The sequence below is a fragment of the Bacteriovorax sp. Seq25_V genome (assembly GCF_000447795.1).
Taxonomy (GTDB): domain Bacteria; phylum Bdellovibrionota; class Bacteriovoracia; order Bacteriovoracales; family Bacteriovoracaceae; genus Halobacteriovorax_A.
Genome location: NZ_AUNI01000014.1, coordinates 242,671 through 262,251 on the forward strand (window position 1 = coordinate 242,671; position 19,581 = coordinate 262,251).

Sequence of the window (19,581 nt, forward strand, 5' to 3'; positions counted from 1 at the left end):
TTTTCACCATCATTTCTTTCTTTTAAAAACTTGTACTTTCTCAGCACTTTCTTCCTTTACCCCTGTGATATAATTCCAACGAATATCTTCAGGGAAAATTGGTCGATCAATTACAACCTTATTACAAGTTTGAACCTTTCCAGTTCTTTTTACCCAATTATATATTTTTTCAGCTGTCCCATAGCTCCCACTATCGTATTCAATATACTCATAAAACTCGCTTCCCTTCGAACGATAAGTTGACAAGTAAGTAACGGCCTTTTCAAAGGCAACATTTAGTTGTGCTGAGGAACAATATGCTAGTTCTTTTTCCTGGTTATAAACAAGCTTTCCTTCTGGACCACGGTAGTTTCGCATCCACTCTCTCTTTGCACAATCATAGACGAGATTATCTTTATTTAAGAAAAAGAATGCTCTTAGATATTCATAGTACCAATGCGCATTTAAATCTGCTGTAATCTCATAACCTTTCACAAATTCCTGGCAAGCGTAGAATAAGTCTTTCTTCGTGCGGTAAAACTCTAAAAAATATGTTGGGAAATCCACCTCTAAATTTAGCATCTTCTTGCGACTTTCTTCTAACTCCGAATAAATTGATTCACAGCTGCGTCTTAAAGTTCTCAATTCTTTCGTCGAAAAAAGATGACCTTTTTCAACAGCAAACTTTAAAGCATTAGTTGGAAGAACTTGTCCGTAAATTTTATAAGCAGGAAAACTATTATCCTCTCCTAGAATACGGCCCCTACCATTTTCTAGAAAAGCCTTTGACTTTGGCCAGTCAATAACTTGCACAAGATCCTTGAATGATCTCACCTCTGCATACTTTGGATCTGCCTGGGAAACCCCAATCAAAAGAATATTTGAATCCCATTTCGAAAAAGTATCACACGGATAAGTCTTACAGTACTGCTCTACAACCCCAGAGATAATTCTAACTTTAACAATGTTAGAAAAGTGCTTTGGGTTTTGTTCAGCGATTGCCTTGTCAGCACCAAAGAAAATTACTCTTTGAGGCAACTTTGATTGATTTAAAAGTTTCGGAATAAATGCGTCATGATACGGAGGATACTCAATTGCATTTTTCTCTTTCGTCCAAACATTACTCTCTTTACAGTAAGCATGATTAAAAACTTTTTGACCAGAAACCATATCCAACTCGTAATGATAAGGCGAATTGGCGGGAGTAGTTACTACGACGTCAACAAGGTTTTTATTAATATCGAAATCTACTGGAGGGTCAAAAAATTGATGAATTGTGGTTCTCCCCTCATAGTCTACAGAGCTAAAGTTACGATCAGTATTGAACCACTCGGCCTCAGTGTCCTTAGTGTCAGTCAAAACAACATTTCTTGAGCAAGAATATGCGACAATAAGCATTAAAAATAAATTGAGTCCTCTTAACTTTTTAATTTGACAAATCCTCTGTAAAAGTTCAAAATTCTTTTCTGTATCCACAAGATTTTTGATACCAAAATAGTTGTAATTATTAATAATTTTAATATTTATATTACGAAAATGGTAGAAAGAATTTAATCTAAATGCTCAGATGGTGGAATCGGTAGACACCCAGGATTTAAAATCCTGTGGGCTTCACGGCCCGTGCGAGTTCAAGTCTCGCTCTGAGCACCATGTTTTTCCAAGAAATTTGATTAAATAGACTGGTCTCAAAAAAAAGGCGCTAACGCTTATTTTTTTGAATTTATAATTAAGCATCTCAGCGCTAAAACCCTTCGGCTTTTATCGCAGGATGTGGCCCTGAGCACCATGTTTTTCCAAGAAATTTGCATGACTACTTACCTATAAGCATAAGTAAATATTAGATGATGTCCAAACTTTGATCACCCCCCTAACATAATTTCAAACTCCCCCTAAGCTAAACTCTCTCATGTCATACTGAGATATATTTAAATAAATGAGGGAAAGATGAAGAAATTAGTCACATTCGCAGCTTTAGTTCTATCAATTAACTCTTTTGGAGCAGTAACAAAAGGGAAGAACTGGGTCATAGATAAACATGAAGTTCAAAATGAGCTTGTAAGAAATTTAACAGCGAACCAGGACTGTTTTCTTGAATCAATCAATGACAATAGTGGTGAAGTCTTATTAAAGATCAAACTCGAAGCTGATGAGTTTGATGCAAATAATGAATTTGTGGCAAAAACGACAAAAGCAACCGATAGAATTATCAAGCTTAAACTGTCCCAAGACTCAAAATCATCTGAATATACAATTGACTTATATTACGAAAATATGTGGGATAGACACGACACGAGCCGTGCTATCTCATCTGACCTACAAGCATTCAAAGTAGGAGTTGAAAGTAGAAACTTCTCTGGTACAGGCTTTTTCTCTGAACCGGCACACACATTTTTTTACTGTAAATAAATGAAACAAGCGGCTTGAGGAATCTTAGGCTGCAATTTTATTATTTGCATTGATTATTTTTGAAATCAATTTCCCTAGAATTTCTGTATTTTTTTGGGATACATTTATAAATGCGAATCCAATACCTTTTGGTCGACCATCGGCCACACGCTTGATCTTGAAGTCACATGAAATAGATTCGCTAACAAGTCCTTCATTAAAAAATAATGTCCCGGATCTATCTTTAGTATGATCTACACCATCAAGTTTAACAAGTTCAATAAAGCCACCACTCAAACTAATATTAGTAAGATAGCCTTTATACTCATTATCTCGAATCATAAATGTAATGGCTTCACGAATATCTGCACGATACTCACCTCTTTGCACCAAATAGATTGATTTTTCTGAATTTGCTTTGTCTTCATAGTGAAGAGAGACTTCTGCGGAAAGCTCCAAGATATCTTGCATATCCTTCCACTGCAAATCACCACTACGCTTAATCTTAGAATCTTTTAGTTCACCGGACTCTTTCATATGAAGTAGTTCGTCAAATCGTAATGGCCCTTTATTTCCAGACTCACTTTTGATGAACCACACCTTACTATTTAAGAATTCAAATGTTTTTCCATTTCTTAAATCTTCTAGACCTAAGTCTTTATCGCTATATATCTTAGCAACAGATGAATTTGTCTGATTATTTTCATTGATCCTATTTTGTAGAATCTCAATTTTAGTCATTGCCTTCTTAAGGTTATTTTTAAGGAGATCATTTTCAATAGTAATATTTTGAATTCTTAAGTTTGATTTTTCTAAGCGTTCTTCGAGTTCGATACGCTGCTTGTCATCTCTACTAAGCGTTGTGATCATATCCCTAAGGGTATTTACTCTAGCAATAACCTCATCTTCCTTACTAATAACACGAGATGATAAATCGCTGATCTCTTTTTTAATATCTTCAAATTGTTCAAGGTGAGAATTATCAACTTCAATGACTTTCTCTTCCTCTATATCTCGTTGTAAAGTAACTTCATTAAAAGGCACAGGATGAAATAGTGGAACAGGAATCTCTGCCTCACAAAAAGTAGCTGCAACTTTAATCTCATGAGGAATCTCAGGATGAGAAAGGAGTGGAACCCAGGCCCTATCTTCAGGAGCATAGACAAAACTGTTGATGAACACTTCTCTTTCCACCACTTCAACGTGGAGATCATTAAGATTTATAAACGCAAAAGTCCCCTTGCGTTTACAAATAAAAAAGTGTTTTTCTTTCAATTTTGTATCTATCATAATAAACCTACTAAACTAATCGGATAACTAACTAAAAACCTTTAATTATATGAAAATATATTGATAAATATGAAATTAAGTAACGAAGTGATAGCTAAAGCTATTGAAATTATTGAAGATATACTTGTACAAGAAGCTTTATCTGAAAAGCAAATTATTAACGCTCAGACCGAAGTTCTATCGCTCTTTAATGTTGATACAGTTGAGAATATTACAAATGAGGAACTCCAACTTGAAGACAGCAGTGAATTCTACCTGGGTGATATTCATCATCACGCTTTGAATAATTCAATTTTTGACTTCTATAAAATATTAAAGAATTTAGAGGGTGAATCTACGATCTGTGATATTGGAAGTGCAGCTTCTCTTCTATCGATTACTGCAAACCTTTTTTTTCCAAAAATCAAAGTTATCTCCGTTGAACCAATTGCCTCGAGAATGAAGGCAGCAATATCTTTAAACGAAAATCTCTCCTCTCACCATGAGTTTTATGAAACTATTTTCGATGAGAGATATAAGAAACTATATTATGACTATGCCTTACTCTACTTTCCTACAGGTAAGTCCTTAGAAAATATTTTAAAGTCTATCATGACTGACTCAAGTAGAGGTATCATTGCGATTGAATCTCATGGAGATCTCCTCACTAGACTAGATCAAGTCGGTAAATTAAATAACAAGAAAATATTTATAAAAATGGTATCTCCAAGACATCATCCTTATGCTTATATTTATGAAGTTAACACAAAAGAAGAAGATAGCAGCAGTGATTTAATTCTTAATAGAATATATAGCTCTGAGTATATTGCTCTTAAAATAGATGATTCAAGTGGCTCTTGGATAGGGCTAACTGAAGGTATTGAGATTTATTTCAAGGAAAGTAAAAATAACCTAATCACTCTTAAATATCCTCCACGTTCAATTTCCTTTGATGAAAACTTTCAATTTCTTCGTGAAGAAGATATCTCTTCAGAAACAAAAGGAATTTTAAAACTCATGAAGGATAAAAACTCAAAAATAAGAAAAGTATATCCTGACCTCAAAAAAGTTGAGCTGGCGAATGGAATGCTTCTCTGCTTCGATGATCTAGGGAAAAATCTGATAGGCTAATTTTTCTCCTACTTCATTATCTCCTAACCAAATCCACGGTAGAGTCTTTGCAAACTCAGCATTTTTCAACTCAACCTTCGATTTTGGAAAACTAAAAGTAACAGTATCTTTATTTTTAGTTACTCTAATTTTCTCACCTTCCCTCATCGCCGGTTGAATTTCCTCGACTTCAGAAAAAAAAGGTTTAAGACTTGCTTGATTAATTTCTTTACTTGCATCACTCCAGGCCTGTTTTAAATGCTTGGCCTCCACATCTCGACGGAAAGTAAAGACTAACTCATATGACTCTTCTTTTTGTAGCTCCTCTAGAGAGCGGACCTGATTTTTAGCAAATAGCTCAAGCTCATAGACTTCAAATCTAAAGAAGGTAAAAGTTAATAGACCCTTTCCGACGAGGGAAAGGGCAAGGATCGAATGTGAAAATAAAAATAATAAGATTATTTTTCTAAAAGGAAGTGTCCTACAAACCATTGATCTCCCCCATCATATTTAAATAATTCAGAGCATGCGAGATAGAAAACTCTCCAGTAGTTAAACCACTTTTTAGCTTCTCCTGGCGGGTAAGCCTTTTCAAAGAGTGAAAAAACCTGCTCTTTATTTGCGTCCATATTTTTTAACCAATCTTCACATGTACGATGATAATGATAACCGTTGACCTTCCACTTTGAAGCAAGTTTCATATTTGATCCAACTTGCTCAAATATATCGTAGGAAGGCATGATACCTCCACTAAAGAAGTACTTTGCCATCCAATCGGTATCATCTTTTACTTCGTACGGATAACAAAATTCGCGGTGACAAAAAATATGAATAAATAGCTTACCATCTGAATTTAGCCAGCCGTGAATGCGATTTAAAAGTTCTTTATAATTTCTCATATGCTCGAACATTTCAACAGAAACAATTCGATCAAAAGTCTCTTCTAATTCTAAGTTGGCAACATTCGCAGTACGGATCTCAAGGTTTTTAATTCCCTCTCTTTCACAAATTGAATCGATATAGATCTTTTGAGTTTTAGAATTTGAAATAGCTACAAATGTAGAATTTGGAAATTTTCTTGCGAGATAGAGACAAAATGATCCCCAACCACAACCAAGCTCTAAAACTTTTTGTCCATCTTGCAGTCCAGCTCTTTCAATAACTTTTTCAAACATTCTATCTTCAGCATTATTGAGATCATCACCAGTTTCGTAATAAGCACAACTATATTTGAGTCTTTTGCCAAGACACAGTTTAAAAAAATCTGTTGGAACTTCATAGTGTTGCACATTAGCAAGCTCCTCCATTATAGCAACATGAGACTTTTTGAGTTCATTGATAAAGCCCATCTTCCCATCCATGCCAGAAGCTTCTAGTTCAGATAATCTCTCTTTTAATAAAGAGCGTATACCATAGCGAAGAACAAAGTCAGGAAGAACTCCTTTTTCAACCAGCGAGTCTAAAGTAACAAATGAAGGCAATGCTTTAGATATTGTAGCAATCATGACTTTCTCCTAGGTAACAATGGAAAGAAAACTGATGTACTTTCAAAATATTCTTTCTCTCCCTCTCGTTTAAAAACTCCATTACGAGCGTCTCTTTCAATAATAGGAATACCTGAAACAAAGTTAAGTAGGTAAAAGATTATTGCAACACTAATAAATGAAAACCAACCTAAAGCTCCTTGTGATAGTGTCGTTAGAAATAATCCAACCCAAATCATCCATTCACTAAAATAATTCGGGTGACGAGAATACTTCCAAAGACCCACATTACATGTACGATTTTTATTCCTTGCCTTAAATTGAAACAACTGCCAATCAGCAACGGTCTCAAATACAGTAAATATGAAGACAAAAGAAATTCCAACAAAGAAAAGAGCTTCGTTAACAACTACTCCATGTGAAAATAAAAGAAGTGGGATACTAAGGAGAGAGGCCAGAAAGCCTTGTAAAATAAACATTCCGATAAAACCAACATTTGTCTTATTCCAATTGGTTTTAATTTCAACATAACGACGATCCTCTCCTTCTACAGAGAAACGATAAGCAAGAAATAATCCAAGTCGAAAAGACCAAAGAAAAACAACTGTAATAAAAATAATATCTAGCTGCCCGATAACTTTCCCAGACAAGTAGTAATAAAAAGCTGTCAGCAAAGAGAAAGAAAGTCCCCAGACCGAATCAATGTGACTAGATTTTCCAAGCACAAGTGAAACAACCCAAGCAATGATAAAAAAGGCGATCCCTACACCAAATCCGTATAAATAATGTTCTAAGATTAAACTCATTCCTACTCCTATACATTTTATTGTACACAGAATTAGAGAAAAAGCTCAATGGCCGTCTAGGTTTTGTAAAGGCCCAAAACGAGAGTCTTGGGCCAATATTTTTAGATTATTAGAGGTTTAATGGGCGATTATCAGTTGCAATAAGAGCTGCTTCTTTAAAGGCTTCAGAATAAGTCGGGTGTGGATGACAAATTCTTCCAATATCTTCTGCAGATGCTCTAAATTCCATCGCTGTCACTGCTTCTGCAATCAGGTCAGCAGCACGAGGTCCAATCATATGAACACCTAGAATTTCATCTGTATTCTTATCAGCAATAACCTTAACAAATCCTTCAGACTCATTAGAAGCTCTCGCTCTCCCACTCGCTTTAAATGGAAACTTACCAACTTTAATTGCAATTCCAGCTTCCTTAAGCTCAGCTTCAGTCTTTCCAACAGAACTAACTTCAGGCCATGTGTAAACAACACCAGGAACTAAGTTATAGTTAATGTGTGGTTTTTGTCCTGCGAGTAGTTCAGCGATGTAAACCCCCTCTTCTTCAGCTTTGTGAGCAAGCATCGCACCTTTTGTCACATCTCCAATTGCATAGATATGAGCTACGTTAGTCTGTAAGTGATCATTCGTGTGAACACGTCCTCTTTCATCAAGAGCAACACCTGCATTTTGAATTTCAAGCCCATCGACAAATGGTCTTCTTCCAACAGCAACAAGACAGTAATCACCTTCGAGGGTAATTTCCTTATCACCTTTCTTAGCTTTTGCTGTAACTGTTACATTCTTCCCCTTAGAAGAAACATTAGTTACACCATGACCAAGATAGAACTCCATTCCTTGTTTTTTAAGAACTTTTTGCAGCTCTTTTCCAAGGTCTTTATCCATTGTCGCGACAATTGAATCAGCGTATTCAACAACAGAAACCTTTGCTCCAAGTCTTAAAAAGACTGAACCAAGTTCAAGACCAATAACACCACCACCAATTACGATCATGTGCTTTGGACACTCTTCAAGCTTTAAAGCTTCAGTTGAAGTAATGATTCTTTTCTTATCAATTTCAATTCCAGGAATTGAAGATGGCTTCGAACCTGTAGCGATAATAAAATTCTTTGCTTTTAAAATCGCTTCTTTCTCACCAGTAACTTTAAGTGTGTGAGAGTCAACAAAAGAACCCAGTCCCTTGTAAACATCTACTTTATTTTTTTGCATAAGATATTCAACACCACCACTAGTATCCGAAACAACTTTTGCTACACGTGCTGCCATTTTTGCAATATCTGCTTTTACTTTACCAGTTGAGATCCCATGATCTTCGAATGAATGAAGAGCCTCGTGATATCTCTCACTTGAGTCTAGCCATGCTTTAGATGGGATACATCCCACGTTTAGACATGTTCCACCAAGTGTTGAGTACTTCTCAACGATTGCAGTTTTCATTCCTAGTTGTGCGCATCTTACCGCGCACACATATCCACCAGGACCAGAACCAATAATTACTACATCATATTCATTATTACTCATGATAATTTCTCCAAACTTTTTGATTAAACATCAAGTAGCATTCTGGCCGGATCTTCAATCATCTCCTTAACCATTTTTAGGAATGTTACAGACTCTTTCCCATCTACGATTCTGTGATCGTAAGAAAGTGCTAAGTACATCACTGGGTGAATAACAACTTGTCCATTAACAGCAACTGGTCTCTCTACAATATTGTGCATACCAAGGATTGCTGATTGAGGAATATTAATGATTGGAGTTGATAACATAGAACCAAAAACACCACCGTTTGTGATTGTAAAAGTACCACCTGTCATATCATCAACAGAAAGTTTCCCATCTCTTCCCTTAAGAGCAAGTCTCTTAATTTCTTTTTCAATTTGAGCAAGACTTAGAGACTCAGCGTTTCTTACAACTGGAACAACAAGACCCTTTGGAGTCGAGACTGCGATACCAACGTCAGCATAATCGTGGTAAATAATATTATCACCATCGATTTGAGCGTTAACACCTTTAATTTCCATCAGAGCTTTAGTACAAGCTTTTGTGAAGAAACTCATAAATCCAAGACCGATATCGTGCTTATCTTTGAAAGCATCTTTATATTTAGATCTTAGTGCCATTACATTGTGCATATCAACTTCGTTAAAAGTTGTAAGCATCGCTGTAGAATTCTTAGCCTCAGTTAGACGTGAAGCAATTGTCTTTCTTAGACGTGACATTTTCTCAACAGACTTCTCTCTTGAAGCTCCGCCACTTGGAAGCTGAGCTGAAAGCTCAGCAGCTGGAGCCGAAGCTGTTTTCGCAGCAGGAGCTGAAGCTTGAGCGTTCATCGCGTCTGCTTTTGTAATACGACCATCTTTCCCAGACCCAGAAACAGAAGAAGGATCAACACCTTTTTCCGCAAGGATTTTTCCAGCAGCTGGAGATGGATAATTCTTATCTCCACCAGTCGCAGCAACTGGAGCAGCTGTAGGAGTAGCAACAGGAGCCGAAGCCGCTGGAGCAGGAGCTGAAGGAGCTGCGCCGACAGCATCAGTATCTAGTTCAGCAACAGCGTCACCGATTTTAAGATCCGTTCCTTCTTCAACAAGAATTTTAATCACCCCACTCTGCTCAGCAGGAAGAGGAAGAGTTGCTTTATCTGATTCAACTTCTACAAGTTCATCACCCTCATTAACATAGTCACCATCACTTACTAACCATGCTCCTAAAGTTACTTCTGAAATAGATTCACCAATTGGTGGAATTGTTATTTGTATCTTGGCCATATACTAGTCCTTTTTAAATGCTTTAGTTACGATTTCTGCTTGTTCTCTTAAGTGTACTGATGCATATCCAGAAGCTGGAGAAGCCGAGGCTTTCCTTGCAACACAATCAATATCCTTGAAAGTATCTCTCCATCTTAGAAGGTATGTCCAAGCACCCATATTATGTGGTTCTTCTTGTACCCACCTTAGATTTGCATTCTTATATTTCTTCTTAATTGCTTCAATTTGTTCAATTGGAAGAGGATATAATTGTTCAATACGAACAATAGCTGTATCTTTGCGATTATTTTCTTGCTGGTGGTTTAATAGATCGTAGTAAATCTTTCCTGTACAGAAAACAACAGTCTTAACATCTTTTGCATTTACCCAAGAGTCATCAATTAGTTCTTGGAATTTACCATCAGTAAATTCAGAAACCTTTGAAACACACTGAGGATGTCTTAAAAGAGACTTTGGAGTGAATACGATTAATGGCTTTCTAAACTCCCACTTTAACTGACGTCTTAATAAGTGGAACATGTTTGCTGGTGTCGTTACATCACAAACAACCATATTGTACTCAGCACATAACTGAAGATATCTTTCTGGACGACATGAAGAGTGCTCAGGTCCTGCTCCTTCATAACCATGTGGTAGAAGCATTACAAGGTCACTCATTCTTCTCCACTTACTTTCAGCTGCCGAGATGAACTGATCGATCATAATTTGTGCACCGTTTGAGAAATCTCCAAACTGCGCTTCCCAAATATTTAGAGATCTTGGAGTTGCTTGAGTATAACCATACTCAAACGCAAGAACTGCATACTCAGAAAGAAGAGAGTTATAAACATAAACACGACCTTGATCTTTTTGAATATGATCAAGTCCACAGTATGCTTCGTTGGTATTTTCATCAAATACCTTCATGTGACGATGAGAGAAAGTCCCTCTAATTACGTCCTGACCAGTGAAGCGAATATTATGATTTTCAGTTAGGAGAGAACCATAAGCAAATGTTTCGGCCATTGCCCAGTCAAGTGTGTCACTTTCATAAGCTTTAACTCTATCGTTAAGGATTTTTTGTGCCTTACGAAGTGTTTTAAAGCCAGCCGGAACCGTAGTCACCGACTTCAAAATCTTATCAAGCATTTCTTTAGTAACTTTTGTTTCCGGTGAAGATAAAAAATCCTCAGGCTTTGACCAACGAAGATCTAACCATTCTTTGTGTGGACCTTTTACTCTTGCAGGGAGTTCTTTCTGCTTAACATTGTTAAAGCGATCTGAAAGAAGTTGCTTAAAGTGTTCTTGCATCTCATGAGCAAGAGCTTGCTCAACCTCACCTTTAGCAAGTAGTTTTTCAAGATAGAGCTCACGTGGATTTTTTTGTTTTGCAATTAGTCCGTATAAGTGTGGCTGTGTATACTTTGGCTCGTCACCTTCATTGTGACCATGCTTTCTATAACAAACCATATCAACGAAAACGTCTTTCTTAAATTTTTGTCTAAACTTAACAGCAAGTTCACAAGCAAAAACAACATCCTCTGGCTCATCACCATTTACGTGGATAATTGGAATATCAAGCATCTTTGCTACAGAAGTACAGTAGTTAGAACTTCTGGCATCTGTAAAATCTGTTGTAAAACCAATTTGATTATTAATTACAAAGTGAACCGCACCACCGGCTCTATAACCTGGAAGTTCAGACATTTGAAGAGTTTCATAAACAATCCCTTGACCTGCAACAGCAGCATCACCATGAATAATGATTGGGATAATTTTTGATTCATCACCTTCGTAAGCAATATCAATTTGTGCACGACAGTAACCTACAACAACAGGAGCAACTGTCTCCAAGTGTGAAGGGTTTGGAAGAAGCTTTAAGTAAACTTCTTGTGATTCTTTCTCACTAAATGTTTTCTGCGCCGACGTGTAACCCATGTGGTACTTAACGTCACCATCCCCCATTGCTTCTTGTTGCTCTAGAGAATTACCTTCAAATTCAGAGAAAATATACTCATAAGTTTTTCCAAGAGTGTTTGCAAGAATATTTAGACGACCTCTGTGGGCCATACCGATGATAAATTCTTTTGCTCCGTGCTCAGCACCTTCGTTAATAATTGAATCAAGAGCTGGGATTGTCGACTCTCCACCTTCGAGTGAGAATCTCTTTTGTCCCGTATATTTTGTTTGAAGGAAGTTTTCAAAAACGTTTGCTTCGTTTAGTTTTTGAAGAATTCTCTTCTTTTTTTCTTTTGAAAAGTTTTTCGTTAAGTAGCCTTTTTCGAACTCTTCACGAATCCATCTTCTCATATCAGTATCATTAGAGTGCATGTACTCGATACCGATTTTTCCGCAGTAGATTTTACTCATGTGCTCGAAGATTTGTCTTAAAGTCGCTGGTCCACCAAGACCTGCAAAAGAACCACAATAGAATGTTGTATCTAAGTCAGACTCACTCAGATTGTAATCAGGAAGAGTGATACGTGCGTGACGATCTCTTCTCGGTCTAATTGGGTTAGTGTCAGAAAGAAGGTGACCTCTTGCTCTGAATGATTGGATAAGTCTAAATACATTAAACTCTTTTTTTAATGCATCTTCAGATACCTCTCCACCTGCTCCACCTTTACCCGCACCAAACTCAAAACCAAGAAAAAAGTTTCTCCAACTTTCTTCGGCCTCTTGTGGGTTTGCTTTGTACTGTTCGTAAAGGGAATCAATGTAAGAAATGTCTGAACCTGCAAGATGAGAAAAATCTAGCGTTTTCATGAACTGTCCTTTAATGGCGTAAATACGCGATTAATAAAATGTAATTGGCCAAATGACCGATTAATATAAATATATTACAAATGATAACAGTTAGTGAAGTAAGTTTTTAGGGGGAAGCTTTGACCTTACCTGTTAAAATCTTAACAATTAGTAAGGTCCATTTACTTAGTGAGTTTGACAGCCTTCTTTCTCAAGGTCGAGACAGTCTTTTGCTTGTTCTGGATTCTCTTTACAATCTTCTTTCTTTTCGCAGAACATACAATCTTCACCGATAACCTTTCCCAGTCCTCCGCAAGATCCTTTTAATTCACGATTCGATAGAATAACACCAATGGCCATCCCGAAGATACACACCATTAGCACACCAAGAGTCACAAAGAAAATTTCCATAAATACGCCTCTATTTTACTATAGTATCGAATTGTTTCGTTGATCTGTGCAGGTATATTCTAGCACCATTTTGATCAGTTTTTTCACTTCGATAGATAAAAAATGCTTTCATACCATGTTCGACTGCGAATTGATATCCCTTCTCGCTTCCCATGGCCATCAATGCTGTCGCCCAGGCATCAGCATCCATGCAAGTATCCGAAATAACGCTAACTGAAGCCAGAACACCTTCAACCGGGTGCCCTGTCTTAAAGTTTATTGTATGCTGATACTTCTTCCCATCCTGCTCAAAGAAATTCCTATAATCCCCTGAAGTTGCAAGAGCAAAATTTTGGACCTGAATAACTTTTGTATAAATATCGCTTGGATTTGTTGGGTGTGGAGCCTCGATCCCAATTTTCCAGGGTCTCGTTAAGCTCTTTCCAAGTGTTCGAACTTCCCCACCAACTTCTACCATCACGTTATCAATCCCACGTGCTTTAACGAGATCAATCAGGGCATCAACGCCAAACCCCTTAGCGGAAGCTGATAAATCCACATAAATTTCAGATAGCGACTTTGTTACACTAAGATTTTTTGAATTAAGTTTTATCTTATCATATCCAACCAAGGTTAGCGCATGAGCAAGCTTCTCTGGACTTGGCACTTTTCTTTGCCCGTCTGGACCAAAGCCCCAAAGATTAACGAGAGGCCCGATAGTAGGATCAAAGATTCCTTCCGTTTTCTCACTAACACCCAGAGAGTGCGAAAGAACATGGAAGAAGTCTTTGGAAATGACAACTTCCTTACTTGCCTCAGCTTTATTGAGAAGCGAGATTTCTGAGTCCTTAATATAAGTACTCATGGCCTGATTTACTTCTTTAAGTCTTGTTGCGATATCTTCAGCGATTGTTTTTTCGTCATAGCCATAGGGTGCAATGAACTTAACATTATATGTAGTTCCCATTGTTGGTCCAGAAAGATGGTAGATCTTAAGATCACCATCTTTAGAACAAGAAACTAGAAATAAAAAAAGGAATAAAAATAATTTAGTTAAATGATTGCTCTTCAAGAATTTTTCTCTCTGTTTCAAGATCTCTTCTCTCTGCTTTTTCTTCAGAGAATTTCTCACCGTATCTTGCTTTAAGTTTCGTAATGTTTCTCTCCATTACTTCTTCAAACTCAAATCCAAGCTCATCGGCTACGATGGCCATATACCAAAATAAGTCTCCCATCTCTTCAGCAAGATTAACCTTATCTAATTCTTTTCCATAAAAAATATGTTTTTTAAGAGCGTCAAGAAATTCTCCAGCTTCAGTCGAGAGCCCGATACCTGCATGTAGGAGTCTTTTAAGTCCATCATCATTAAGTCTTTCATTCATTGCTTGAAAGTTTGTTGACTCTGTCTTAATCGCATCACCAATATAATTTTTTGAGTTCATACTATCTCCTTACATTTGTGTTTGTGTAGTAGCCTTTTTTTATCTAAATACGCGAGATAACGCCAGAAATATTTAAGGCCACAATAAATATTTGTCCTAACACAATCCTAATATTAAATAATTTGTCGCCTTATCATAATTTTTATTAGACTATTAATAGATAACTCTAAGGAAAGGAGATGCACTTGAAAACAACATTACTTTTACTCTCTCTGACTTTGAATTCATTATGCTTCGCACTAAGTAGCTATTATGATTCTTCAGCTGTAGTAGAGCTTACAAGTGGAAATCTCTCTGATGATTCCCTACTCAATTATGTAGGTAAAGTAGCTTCAAAAAACTTCAAGCCTCTTGGCTATAAAAAGAATGCAAAGAAGCAATTATTTGGTTATGTAGATCTTAAGCAAGATGACCGAGGTTATTATGTTAAAGATGTTTACTGTAACTATGAAATTAGAGCAGGAGTTGGTCCTTTAAAAGTTCCAGCAAATGAAGTAATGAATGTTGAGCACACATGGCCTCAATCAAAGGGTGCAAAAGCAGAACCTGGAAGAGGAGATCTTCACCACTTATTCCCAACAGATTCAAGAGCAAATTCAGCAAGAGGAAACCATCCTTTTGGTGAAATTTCTAATGGTAAAGATGCTCGTGATAATTGTGAAATTTCACAACGTGGAAATATTGATTCAACAACAGGAAAAGGATCAACTGGAACTTATGGTTTTGAACCACCAATAGAGCACAGAGGAAATGTTGCAAGAGCAATGTTCTACGTTTCTGCAAAGTACAAATATAGACTTTCAGAGCTAGAAGAATACTATCTTAGAAAATGGCACACTGAAGATCCTGTCGATGCTGATGAGATTTCTCGAAACGATAAAGTTCAAGAAGCTCAAGGAAATAGAAATCCATTTATTGACTACCCACAATTAGTAAAAAGAGTTTCTGACTTTTAAAATAATAGAGGCCTCAAACGAGGCCTTTTTTATTTCTTATTAACAGGCATTTTAGGTGAGAAATAATTGACCACTTTATTAAGAAATTTAATACCAAGTAACTGGGCCTTATCAAAAGCATCTAAACTTACTTCTTCAGCATTATAGCAATCTCCTTTATATCCTGTATAAATAGCCTTCTGAGAAAATGGATTCTGCTTAGCTATAGGATTATGCTTACGCTTATTATTGAACTTTACATCTAGTTTCTTTCCCAAATCGAAAACACTTGAATCAACAGCCCTTAGATTATTCTGTAAAATAAATTTTTCGATAGATTTTGAGGGATCGAATTCTTTAACTGCGAACTCAAGTTCTTCATCAAATCGAGGACAAACATTTTCAATATTTTTAATTATTCCTTTTTGAGAACTTATGAATGATAAAATTTCGCTTAGGGCAATACCCATATCATATTTATAGAAAGTCTGCGTTTGACTAATTAGACTAGAACAAAAATTTTTATCCTTATCATTCCCTAAGCATCGTTCCTGATATTTCTTAGAATTATTTGATGTCACTACCCTAAAATTACTTATCCCTAATTCTAAAGCTTTCTTTTTATCTTCTGGAAGAAAATTGTCATAAGCATATTTTATAAGTTGTGTCTTCTCTTCTTTAGACAATGAACTAAAATTACATAATTTAGATAATGCCCCTATTGAGTTCTCTGCAATCGCCGAAAACTCGGAGAGCAAAAAAATAAAAATAATTAACAATTGATATATTTTATTCATAGATCCTACTTTTTAAAACTTATCGTTTATAAAATAAAAAATATTACGATAAATAATATATGATGAACAAATATTACAAAATTATATTAATTCTCCCACTAATCTTGTTAACACTTACAGGCTGTCATCCATCAAAGAAAAAGGATAAGCCCGCACCTGCACCAACTCTAACCACTGGAGAGAATAGACCAGTAACAAATCCAGAAGTTCTGCCACCATCAGAACAGCCGATAACAAAGAGTATTAAATTAAGTTGGGATGCTCCAGTAGAAAGAGAAAATGGAGATAGACTCTATGCCTATGAAATTGGAGGCTATGAAATAGTTTGGCAAAAAGAAGGTGAAACCCAATGGAATAGTATCGTTCTTTACGATGATCAAAGCTATATGTTGGAAGAACATACAATACCTGAGTTAACACCCGGTACATATTTCTTTGCCATTGCTTGCTTTGACATCGATGGTCTGTATAGCAGATTTACAGACCCTCTTATCAAAGAAGTTAACTAAAATGCTGCTCTTCTATCAAAAACAGCTCTGACCTGATTGCCTTCACAGATATTATTTTCTTCATTTAAAACATCTACAGCAAGATATCTAATTCCTCTCTTTGAAGGATAGTATTTCATCGATTTGATTTTAATATTTAAGAATTCAATCTGTTCTAAACAATCTTCCTCAGTATTTGTTTCCAGTAACTCACCATAACTTAATTCAAAAGTTTTAGTAGCTCTCTCTCTTTGATAGAAAAGACCGTATGTGCAAAGATTTCCACTTATCCCAGGAAAGCTTGTTTCAATAACAAAGATATTAAGATCTTTATCTGCATATAATTTATCAAATGCAATGGCCCTCTCACTGTATTGAAGAGGAGCTTCTTTAATATCTTTAAAAAACTCTCCGCAATCGTAACCAATTCCCTTCACTCGGTATGTTGTACCAGTAGGAACTTTAAAGTTATCACTTGCGAGTGCACTCACCGCAACTAGTAACAAAATAAAACACTTCATATAATCTCCTATAAACTTTTTAAAAATTTAACTAAATCTTCTCTTTCAAGCTTTGAAAGTTTTAAATATTTCTCTTTAACTAGCTTGGCCTCCCCACCATGCCAAAGAATTGCTTCTTCTAGGTTTCTTGCACGCCCATCATGTAAGTAGCGAGTATGACCATTGACTGTTTCAATCATACCAAGTCCCCAAAGTGGAGGAGTACGCCACTCGTATGTTGTCGCCTCTCCTTCATTTGCAAGAACTTCATCATGGTCCGCGAGTTCTTTTCCCATGTCATGGAGAAGCATATCTGTGTAAGGATAAATTTTTTGATTATTTAAAACAGCATATTCAGAACTATTACCTGTCGTATAACTTGGAGTATGACAGGACTGACAACCGATTTGGTGAAAGTTATTCTGCCCTCTTTTACTTGCCTCCGGATTATCAATTCTTCTCACAGGTACAGCGAGTAGCTGTGTATACTTCGTGACTTTATTTAACAAGTCGTCTTCAAGGTCGATCGCAGTCATTTTGGATATGCAATCAGATTGAACATATGAACATTCTTCTTCCGGAAATATATTAGTTGTAATTCCAATATCTCCATTAAAGGCAGCTGCATTTTGTTCAATAAGACTAGGCTTTCCGGCCTTCCAACCAAAACGGCCTATTACTTTAGTTTTTAAGATTTCTGAGTATACAAAATTTGCACGACCCGAAATTCCATTTCCATCCTTATCATTAGGATCTACATTTTTTAAAATATCTGCTTCTCTAATATTCTCTAGGAGCCCAAGCCCGATCATCTGTGGTCCAACTCGAGGGGAAAGAATTGTGTTGTTGCTAAATTGGCCTTGTGTTAACTTCGAAAAAACATAATTTGGTTTTTGTAATTCATACGAAGTCCCATCTGCAAATTTCCCGGTAACTTTAGAAAAGCTCACACGAGACTCACCCTCCCCCTCTACTCCACTAAGTCCGAATGGTTGAAACTGACCACCATATTCGGGATGGGGAGTAATATTACCTTGAGCATCTTTCACTCTAATTCTAAAAAGAAGAGAGATATCCGTTCTCCCATCGACTTCTGGAAGACCTCTTCCTCGACCATCTTTAAAGTGACAAGCCGCACATGAAGTTGCATTGTAAATGGGTCCCAGTCCATCTCGAAGAGGTGTCGAAGATGGAGATGTTACCCATACTGTTTGGAAAAAACTATTTCCTACGACAAAGTCTCTTCTATCTTGCCCCCGAACACTCTTCATCGGATGACTAAATGCTTGTACCGATAAATCAGAAGTTGTTCCTGATCCCGCAGGATACAACTCATTAGCATTCACAGTTAATAATAAGAATATAAGTGACATTGTCTTAATCATTTTACTTTCCTAAAAATCTACTTTTGCACCAAGTACTTCAGATACTTCAACTAGTTCCACTGCTAGCGCTTCCATTTCTTCAACTGACGCTAGAATTTGTGCTCTACCAGTTTCGCTTAGAATTGCTTGATCAAATGGCTGAGGAATGGCTGCTAACATTTCTTTAATTTTAGAAACTCTATCTGAAACATTTTGTGCCAGCGCTGCATTTGTAGTACGAACACCATTCAAAAGCCCTGTTGCTTTTAAAATATTTTCAACTCCCCAGAAGTTCCACTGGATATCCATATGAGTCATATCAGAAAAACATGAGTGCTCATCTTCTTGTCCCATTGTTTCATAAGCGACATACATTCTCTCACCTGAAAGTTCGTCGCCTGACATATAAATAATTCCTGAAAGAATATTTTTAAGAGCTACTTTGTCATCAAGCTTTAAGAATTCTGCGCGGTAATTATCAGTATTTGGGGCCCATGCATCAACTAGCATTGTAAGATGGTCTAGAAGTAGTTCTGAAGCAACAAGAAGGTATTCTCCTCTTCTTTGCGCGTTTAAACCAATCCCAGGAACATAATCAGTAAATGATCTTTGACCTGCACCATCAACGTAAAGATCTTGTCCCCATAAAAGGAATTCAATCGCATGATAACCTGTAGAAATATTCTTCTCTCCATCAAGTTCGTTAAGAGACTCAAGAAGCTCTTTTGTAATTTCTGGGTAATTATCTGTATCGTTGATAATTCCAGCATTAGTTGAACCAACGACATAATCAATATAGGCCTCATCTAGCGGCCATGCATTTAACAAACCTTCCGGCCCACCATCCATATCGATTGGACCATTGTAAAATCTGAAAACTTCACTTTGACCATAAGGAGCACGTGCACTTTTCCAAGCATTCTTCGCTACCTCTTGAGTGAAAACACTTGGGTTTTGAACAAAAGTTCTAAGTGCACGATCAAGTTTCATTGCCTCTTCTAGAGAGCTCTTATAAGTTGAATAAACGTGGTTTGCATAATTTGAAGTGATTGAGCCGGCCGAAGCAGCTACACAAAACATCAATAATATCAAAAACTTAGAAAATAAACCTTTCATCTCGTATCTCCTTTCATACATAAGTA

Annotated in this window: 19 protein-coding genes and 1 tRNA gene; 5 read left to right on the forward strand and 15 right to left on the reverse strand. The window is 36.6% G+C overall.

The features are described from left to right. Window positions 1-9: 9 nt before the first annotated feature. Entirely contained in the window at window positions 10-1,455 is a 1,446-nt protein-coding gene (locus tag M900_RS07395) for a hypothetical protein (protein ID WP_021274206.1), read from the reverse strand. A gap of 85 nt (window positions 1,456-1,540) precedes the next feature. On the opposite strand from M900_RS07395, the gene M900_RS07400 reads away from it, so the two are divergent. Together M900_RS07400 and M900_RS07405 are read left to right on the forward strand one after the other, a co-directional pair. Continuing rightward, a tRNA-Leu gene (locus M900_RS07400) sits at window positions 1,541-1,629 on the forward strand. A gap of 294 nt (window positions 1,630-1,923) precedes the next feature. Then, window positions 1,924-2,385 (forward strand): hypothetical protein, encoded by a 462-nt coding sequence (locus tag M900_RS07405; protein WP_021274268.1) that lies wholly within the window; start codon window positions 1,924-1,926, stop codon window positions 2,383-2,385. A gap of 24 nt (window positions 2,386-2,409) precedes the next feature. On the opposite strand, the gene M900_RS07410 is transcribed toward M900_RS07405, so the two are convergent. Then, the gene (locus M900_RS07410; RefSeq protein WP_034731823.1) at window positions 2,410-3,654 is read right to left on the reverse strand and encodes a PilZ domain-containing protein; all 1,245 of its coding nucleotides are present in this window, start codon (window positions 3,652-3,654) and stop codon (window positions 2,410-2,412) included. A gap of 69 nt (window positions 3,655-3,723) precedes the next feature. Here M900_RS07410 and M900_RS07415 point away from each other — a divergent pair, with 69 nt between their 5' ends. Then, window positions 3,724-4,764, forward strand: a complete 1,041-nt coding sequence (locus tag M900_RS07415; RefSeq protein ID WP_021274078.1) for a hypothetical protein — start codon at window positions 3,724-3,726, stop codon at window positions 4,762-4,764. Here M900_RS07415 and M900_RS07420 read toward each other — a convergent pair. The 9 genes from M900_RS07420 to M900_RS07460 form a co-directional block, all read right to left on the reverse strand. Next, a complete protein-coding gene (locus M900_RS07420; protein WP_021274232.1) occupies window positions 4,741-5,235 on the reverse strand; it encodes a chalcone isomerase family protein in 495 nt (164 codons plus the stop codon). The two genes, M900_RS07415 and M900_RS07420, sit on opposite strands and share 24 nt — an antisense overlap. Beyond that, window positions 5,202-6,248 carry a cyclopropane-fatty-acyl-phospholipid synthase family protein gene (locus M900_RS07425; protein ID WP_021274008.1) on the reverse strand — a complete coding sequence of 349 codons (1,047 nt, stop codon included), beginning with the start codon at window positions 6,246-6,248 and terminating at the stop codon, window positions 5,202-5,204. The genes M900_RS07420 and M900_RS07425 overlap by 34 nt, the downstream gene beginning before the upstream one ends. Continuing rightward, window positions 6,245-7,033 carry a DUF1295 domain-containing protein gene (locus tag M900_RS07430; protein WP_021274125.1) on the reverse strand — a complete coding sequence of 263 codons (789 nt, stop codon included), beginning with the start codon at window positions 7,031-7,033 and terminating at the stop codon, window positions 6,245-6,247. Before M900_RS07430 ends, M900_RS07425 begins: the two co-directional genes overlap by 4 nt. A gap of 109 nt (window positions 7,034-7,142) precedes the next feature. Further along, window positions 7,143-8,549, reverse strand: coding sequence for a dihydrolipoyl dehydrogenase (gene lpdA, locus M900_RS07435; RefSeq protein WP_021274256.1), 1,407 nt, complete (start codon window positions 8,547-8,549; stop codon window positions 7,143-7,145). Window positions 8,550-8,572: 23 nt separating this feature from the next. After that, a complete protein-coding gene (gene odhB / locus M900_RS07440; RefSeq protein ID WP_021274170.1) occupies window positions 8,573-9,799 on the reverse strand; it encodes a 2-oxoglutarate dehydrogenase complex dihydrolipoyllysine-residue succinyltransferase in 1,227 nt (408 codons plus the stop codon). A 3-nt stretch (window positions 9,800-9,802) separates the two neighbouring features. Next, entirely contained in the window at window positions 9,803-12,544 is a 2,742-nt protein-coding gene (locus M900_RS07445; protein WP_021274096.1) for a 2-oxoglutarate dehydrogenase E1 component, read from the reverse strand. Between the two features lie 165 nt (window positions 12,545-12,709). Next, window positions 12,710-12,934, reverse strand: coding sequence for a (Na+)-NQR maturation NqrM (locus M900_RS07450; protein WP_021274026.1), 225 nt, complete (start codon window positions 12,932-12,934; stop codon window positions 12,710-12,712). A 10-nt stretch (window positions 12,935-12,944) separates the two neighbouring features. Beyond that, window positions 12,945-14,006 (reverse strand): FAD:protein FMN transferase, encoded by a 1,062-nt coding sequence (locus M900_RS07455; RefSeq protein ID WP_034731828.1) that lies wholly within the window; start codon window positions 14,004-14,006, stop codon window positions 12,945-12,947. Next, window positions 13,963-14,355: a nucleoside triphosphate pyrophosphohydrolase family protein gene (locus tag M900_RS07460; protein ID WP_021274212.1), complete on the reverse strand. Its 393-nt coding sequence runs from the start codon at window positions 14,353-14,355 to the stop codon at window positions 13,963-13,965. The genes M900_RS07455 and M900_RS07460 overlap by 44 nt, the downstream gene beginning before the upstream one ends. A gap of 185 nt (window positions 14,356-14,540) precedes the next feature. Between M900_RS07460 and M900_RS17105 the strand changes: the two genes are divergently transcribed. Beyond that, window positions 14,541-15,311: an endonuclease I family protein gene (locus M900_RS17105; protein ID WP_157680586.1), complete on the forward strand. Its 771-nt coding sequence runs from the start codon at window positions 14,541-14,543 to the stop codon at window positions 15,309-15,311. A 29-nt stretch (window positions 15,312-15,340) separates the two neighbouring features. Here M900_RS17105 and M900_RS07470 read toward each other — a convergent pair whose 3' ends face one another. Then, a complete protein-coding gene (locus M900_RS07470; RefSeq protein ID WP_034731831.1) occupies window positions 15,341-16,087 on the reverse strand; it encodes a hypothetical protein in 747 nt (248 codons plus the stop codon). Between the two features lie 59 nt (window positions 16,088-16,146). Here M900_RS07470 and M900_RS07475 point away from each other — a divergent pair, with 59 nt between their 5' ends. Then, on the forward strand, window positions 16,147-16,596 hold the full coding sequence (locus M900_RS07475; RefSeq protein ID WP_021274015.1) for a fibronectin type III domain-containing protein: 450 nt from the start codon (window positions 16,147-16,149) through the stop codon (window positions 16,594-16,596). On the opposite strand, the gene M900_RS07480 is transcribed toward M900_RS07475, so the two are convergent. From M900_RS07480 to M900_RS07490, 3 genes are read right to left on the reverse strand one after another with little or no spacing between them, the layout of a single operon-like run. Further along, window positions 16,593-17,096: a hypothetical protein gene (locus tag M900_RS07480; RefSeq protein ID WP_021274112.1), complete on the reverse strand. Its 504-nt coding sequence runs from the start codon at window positions 17,094-17,096 to the stop codon at window positions 16,593-16,595. The genes M900_RS07475 and M900_RS07480 overlap by 4 nt on opposite strands. An 8-nt stretch (window positions 17,097-17,104) precedes the next feature. Then, on the reverse strand, window positions 17,105-18,460 hold the full coding sequence (locus M900_RS07485) for a di-heme oxidoredictase family protein (RefSeq protein ID WP_021274107.1): 1,356 nt from the start codon (window positions 18,458-18,460) through the stop codon (window positions 17,105-17,107). A 9-nt stretch (window positions 18,461-18,469) separates the two neighbouring features. Beyond that, window positions 18,470-19,555 (reverse strand): imelysin family protein, encoded by a 1,086-nt coding sequence (locus M900_RS07490; protein WP_021274087.1) that lies wholly within the window; start codon window positions 19,553-19,555, stop codon window positions 18,470-18,472. Window positions 19,556-19,581 lie beyond the last annotated feature (26 nt).

Excerpts from the sequence above, each read along its gene's own strand:
- M900_RS07405 (WP_021274268.1), top strand. The coding sequence starts at position 1,924 with ATGAAGAAATTAGTCACATTCGCAGCTTTAGTTCTATCAATTAACTCT.
- M900_RS07410 (WP_034731823.1), bottom strand. The coding sequence starts at position 3,654 with ATGATAGATACAAAATTGAAAGAAAAACACTTTTTTATTTGTAAACGC.
- M900_RS07415 (WP_021274078.1), top strand. The coding sequence starts at position 3,724 with ATGAAATTAAGTAACGAAGTGATAGCTAAAGCTATTGAAATTATTGAA.
- M900_RS07420 (WP_021274232.1), bottom strand. The coding sequence starts at position 5,235 with ATGGTTTGTAGGACACTTCCTTTTAGAAAAATAATCTTATTATTTTTA.
- M900_RS07425 (WP_021274008.1), bottom strand. The coding sequence starts at position 6,248 with ATGATTGCTACAATATCTAAAGCATTGCCTTCATTTGTTACTTTAGAC.
- M900_RS07430 (WP_021274125.1), bottom strand. The coding sequence starts at position 7,033 with ATGAGTTTAATCTTAGAACATTATTTATACGGATTTGGTGTAGGGATC.
- lpdA (WP_021274256.1), bottom strand. The coding sequence starts at position 8,549 with ATGAGTAATAATGAATATGATGTAGTAATTATTGGTTCTGGTCCTGGT.
- odhB (WP_021274170.1), bottom strand. The coding sequence starts at position 9,799 with ATGGCCAAGATACAAATAACAATTCCACCAATTGGTGAATCTATTTCA.
- M900_RS07445 (WP_021274096.1), bottom strand. The coding sequence starts at position 12,544 with ATGAAAACGCTAGATTTTTCTCATCTTGCAGGTTCAGACATTTCTTAC.
- M900_RS07450 (WP_021274026.1), bottom strand. The coding sequence starts at position 12,934 with ATGGAAATTTTCTTTGTGACTCTTGGTGTGCTAATGGTGTGTATCTTC.
- M900_RS07460 (WP_021274212.1), bottom strand. The coding sequence starts at position 14,355 with ATGAACTCAAAAAATTATATTGGTGATGCGATTAAGACAGAGTCAACA.
- M900_RS07470 (WP_034731831.1), bottom strand. The coding sequence starts at position 16,087 with ATGAATAAAATATATCAATTGTTAATTATTTTTATTTTTTTGCTCTCC.
- M900_RS07475 (WP_021274015.1), top strand. The coding sequence starts at position 16,147 with ATGATGAACAAATATTACAAAATTATATTAATTCTCCCACTAATCTTG.
- M900_RS07480 (WP_021274112.1), bottom strand. The coding sequence starts at position 17,096 with ATGAAGTGTTTTATTTTGTTACTAGTTGCGGTGAGTGCACTCGCAAGT.
- M900_RS07485 (WP_021274107.1), bottom strand. The coding sequence starts at position 18,460 with ATGATTAAGACAATGTCACTTATATTCTTATTATTAACTGTGAATGCT.
- M900_RS07490 (WP_021274087.1), bottom strand. The coding sequence starts at position 19,555 with ATGAAAGGTTTATTTTCTAAGTTTTTGATATTATTGATGTTTTGTGTA.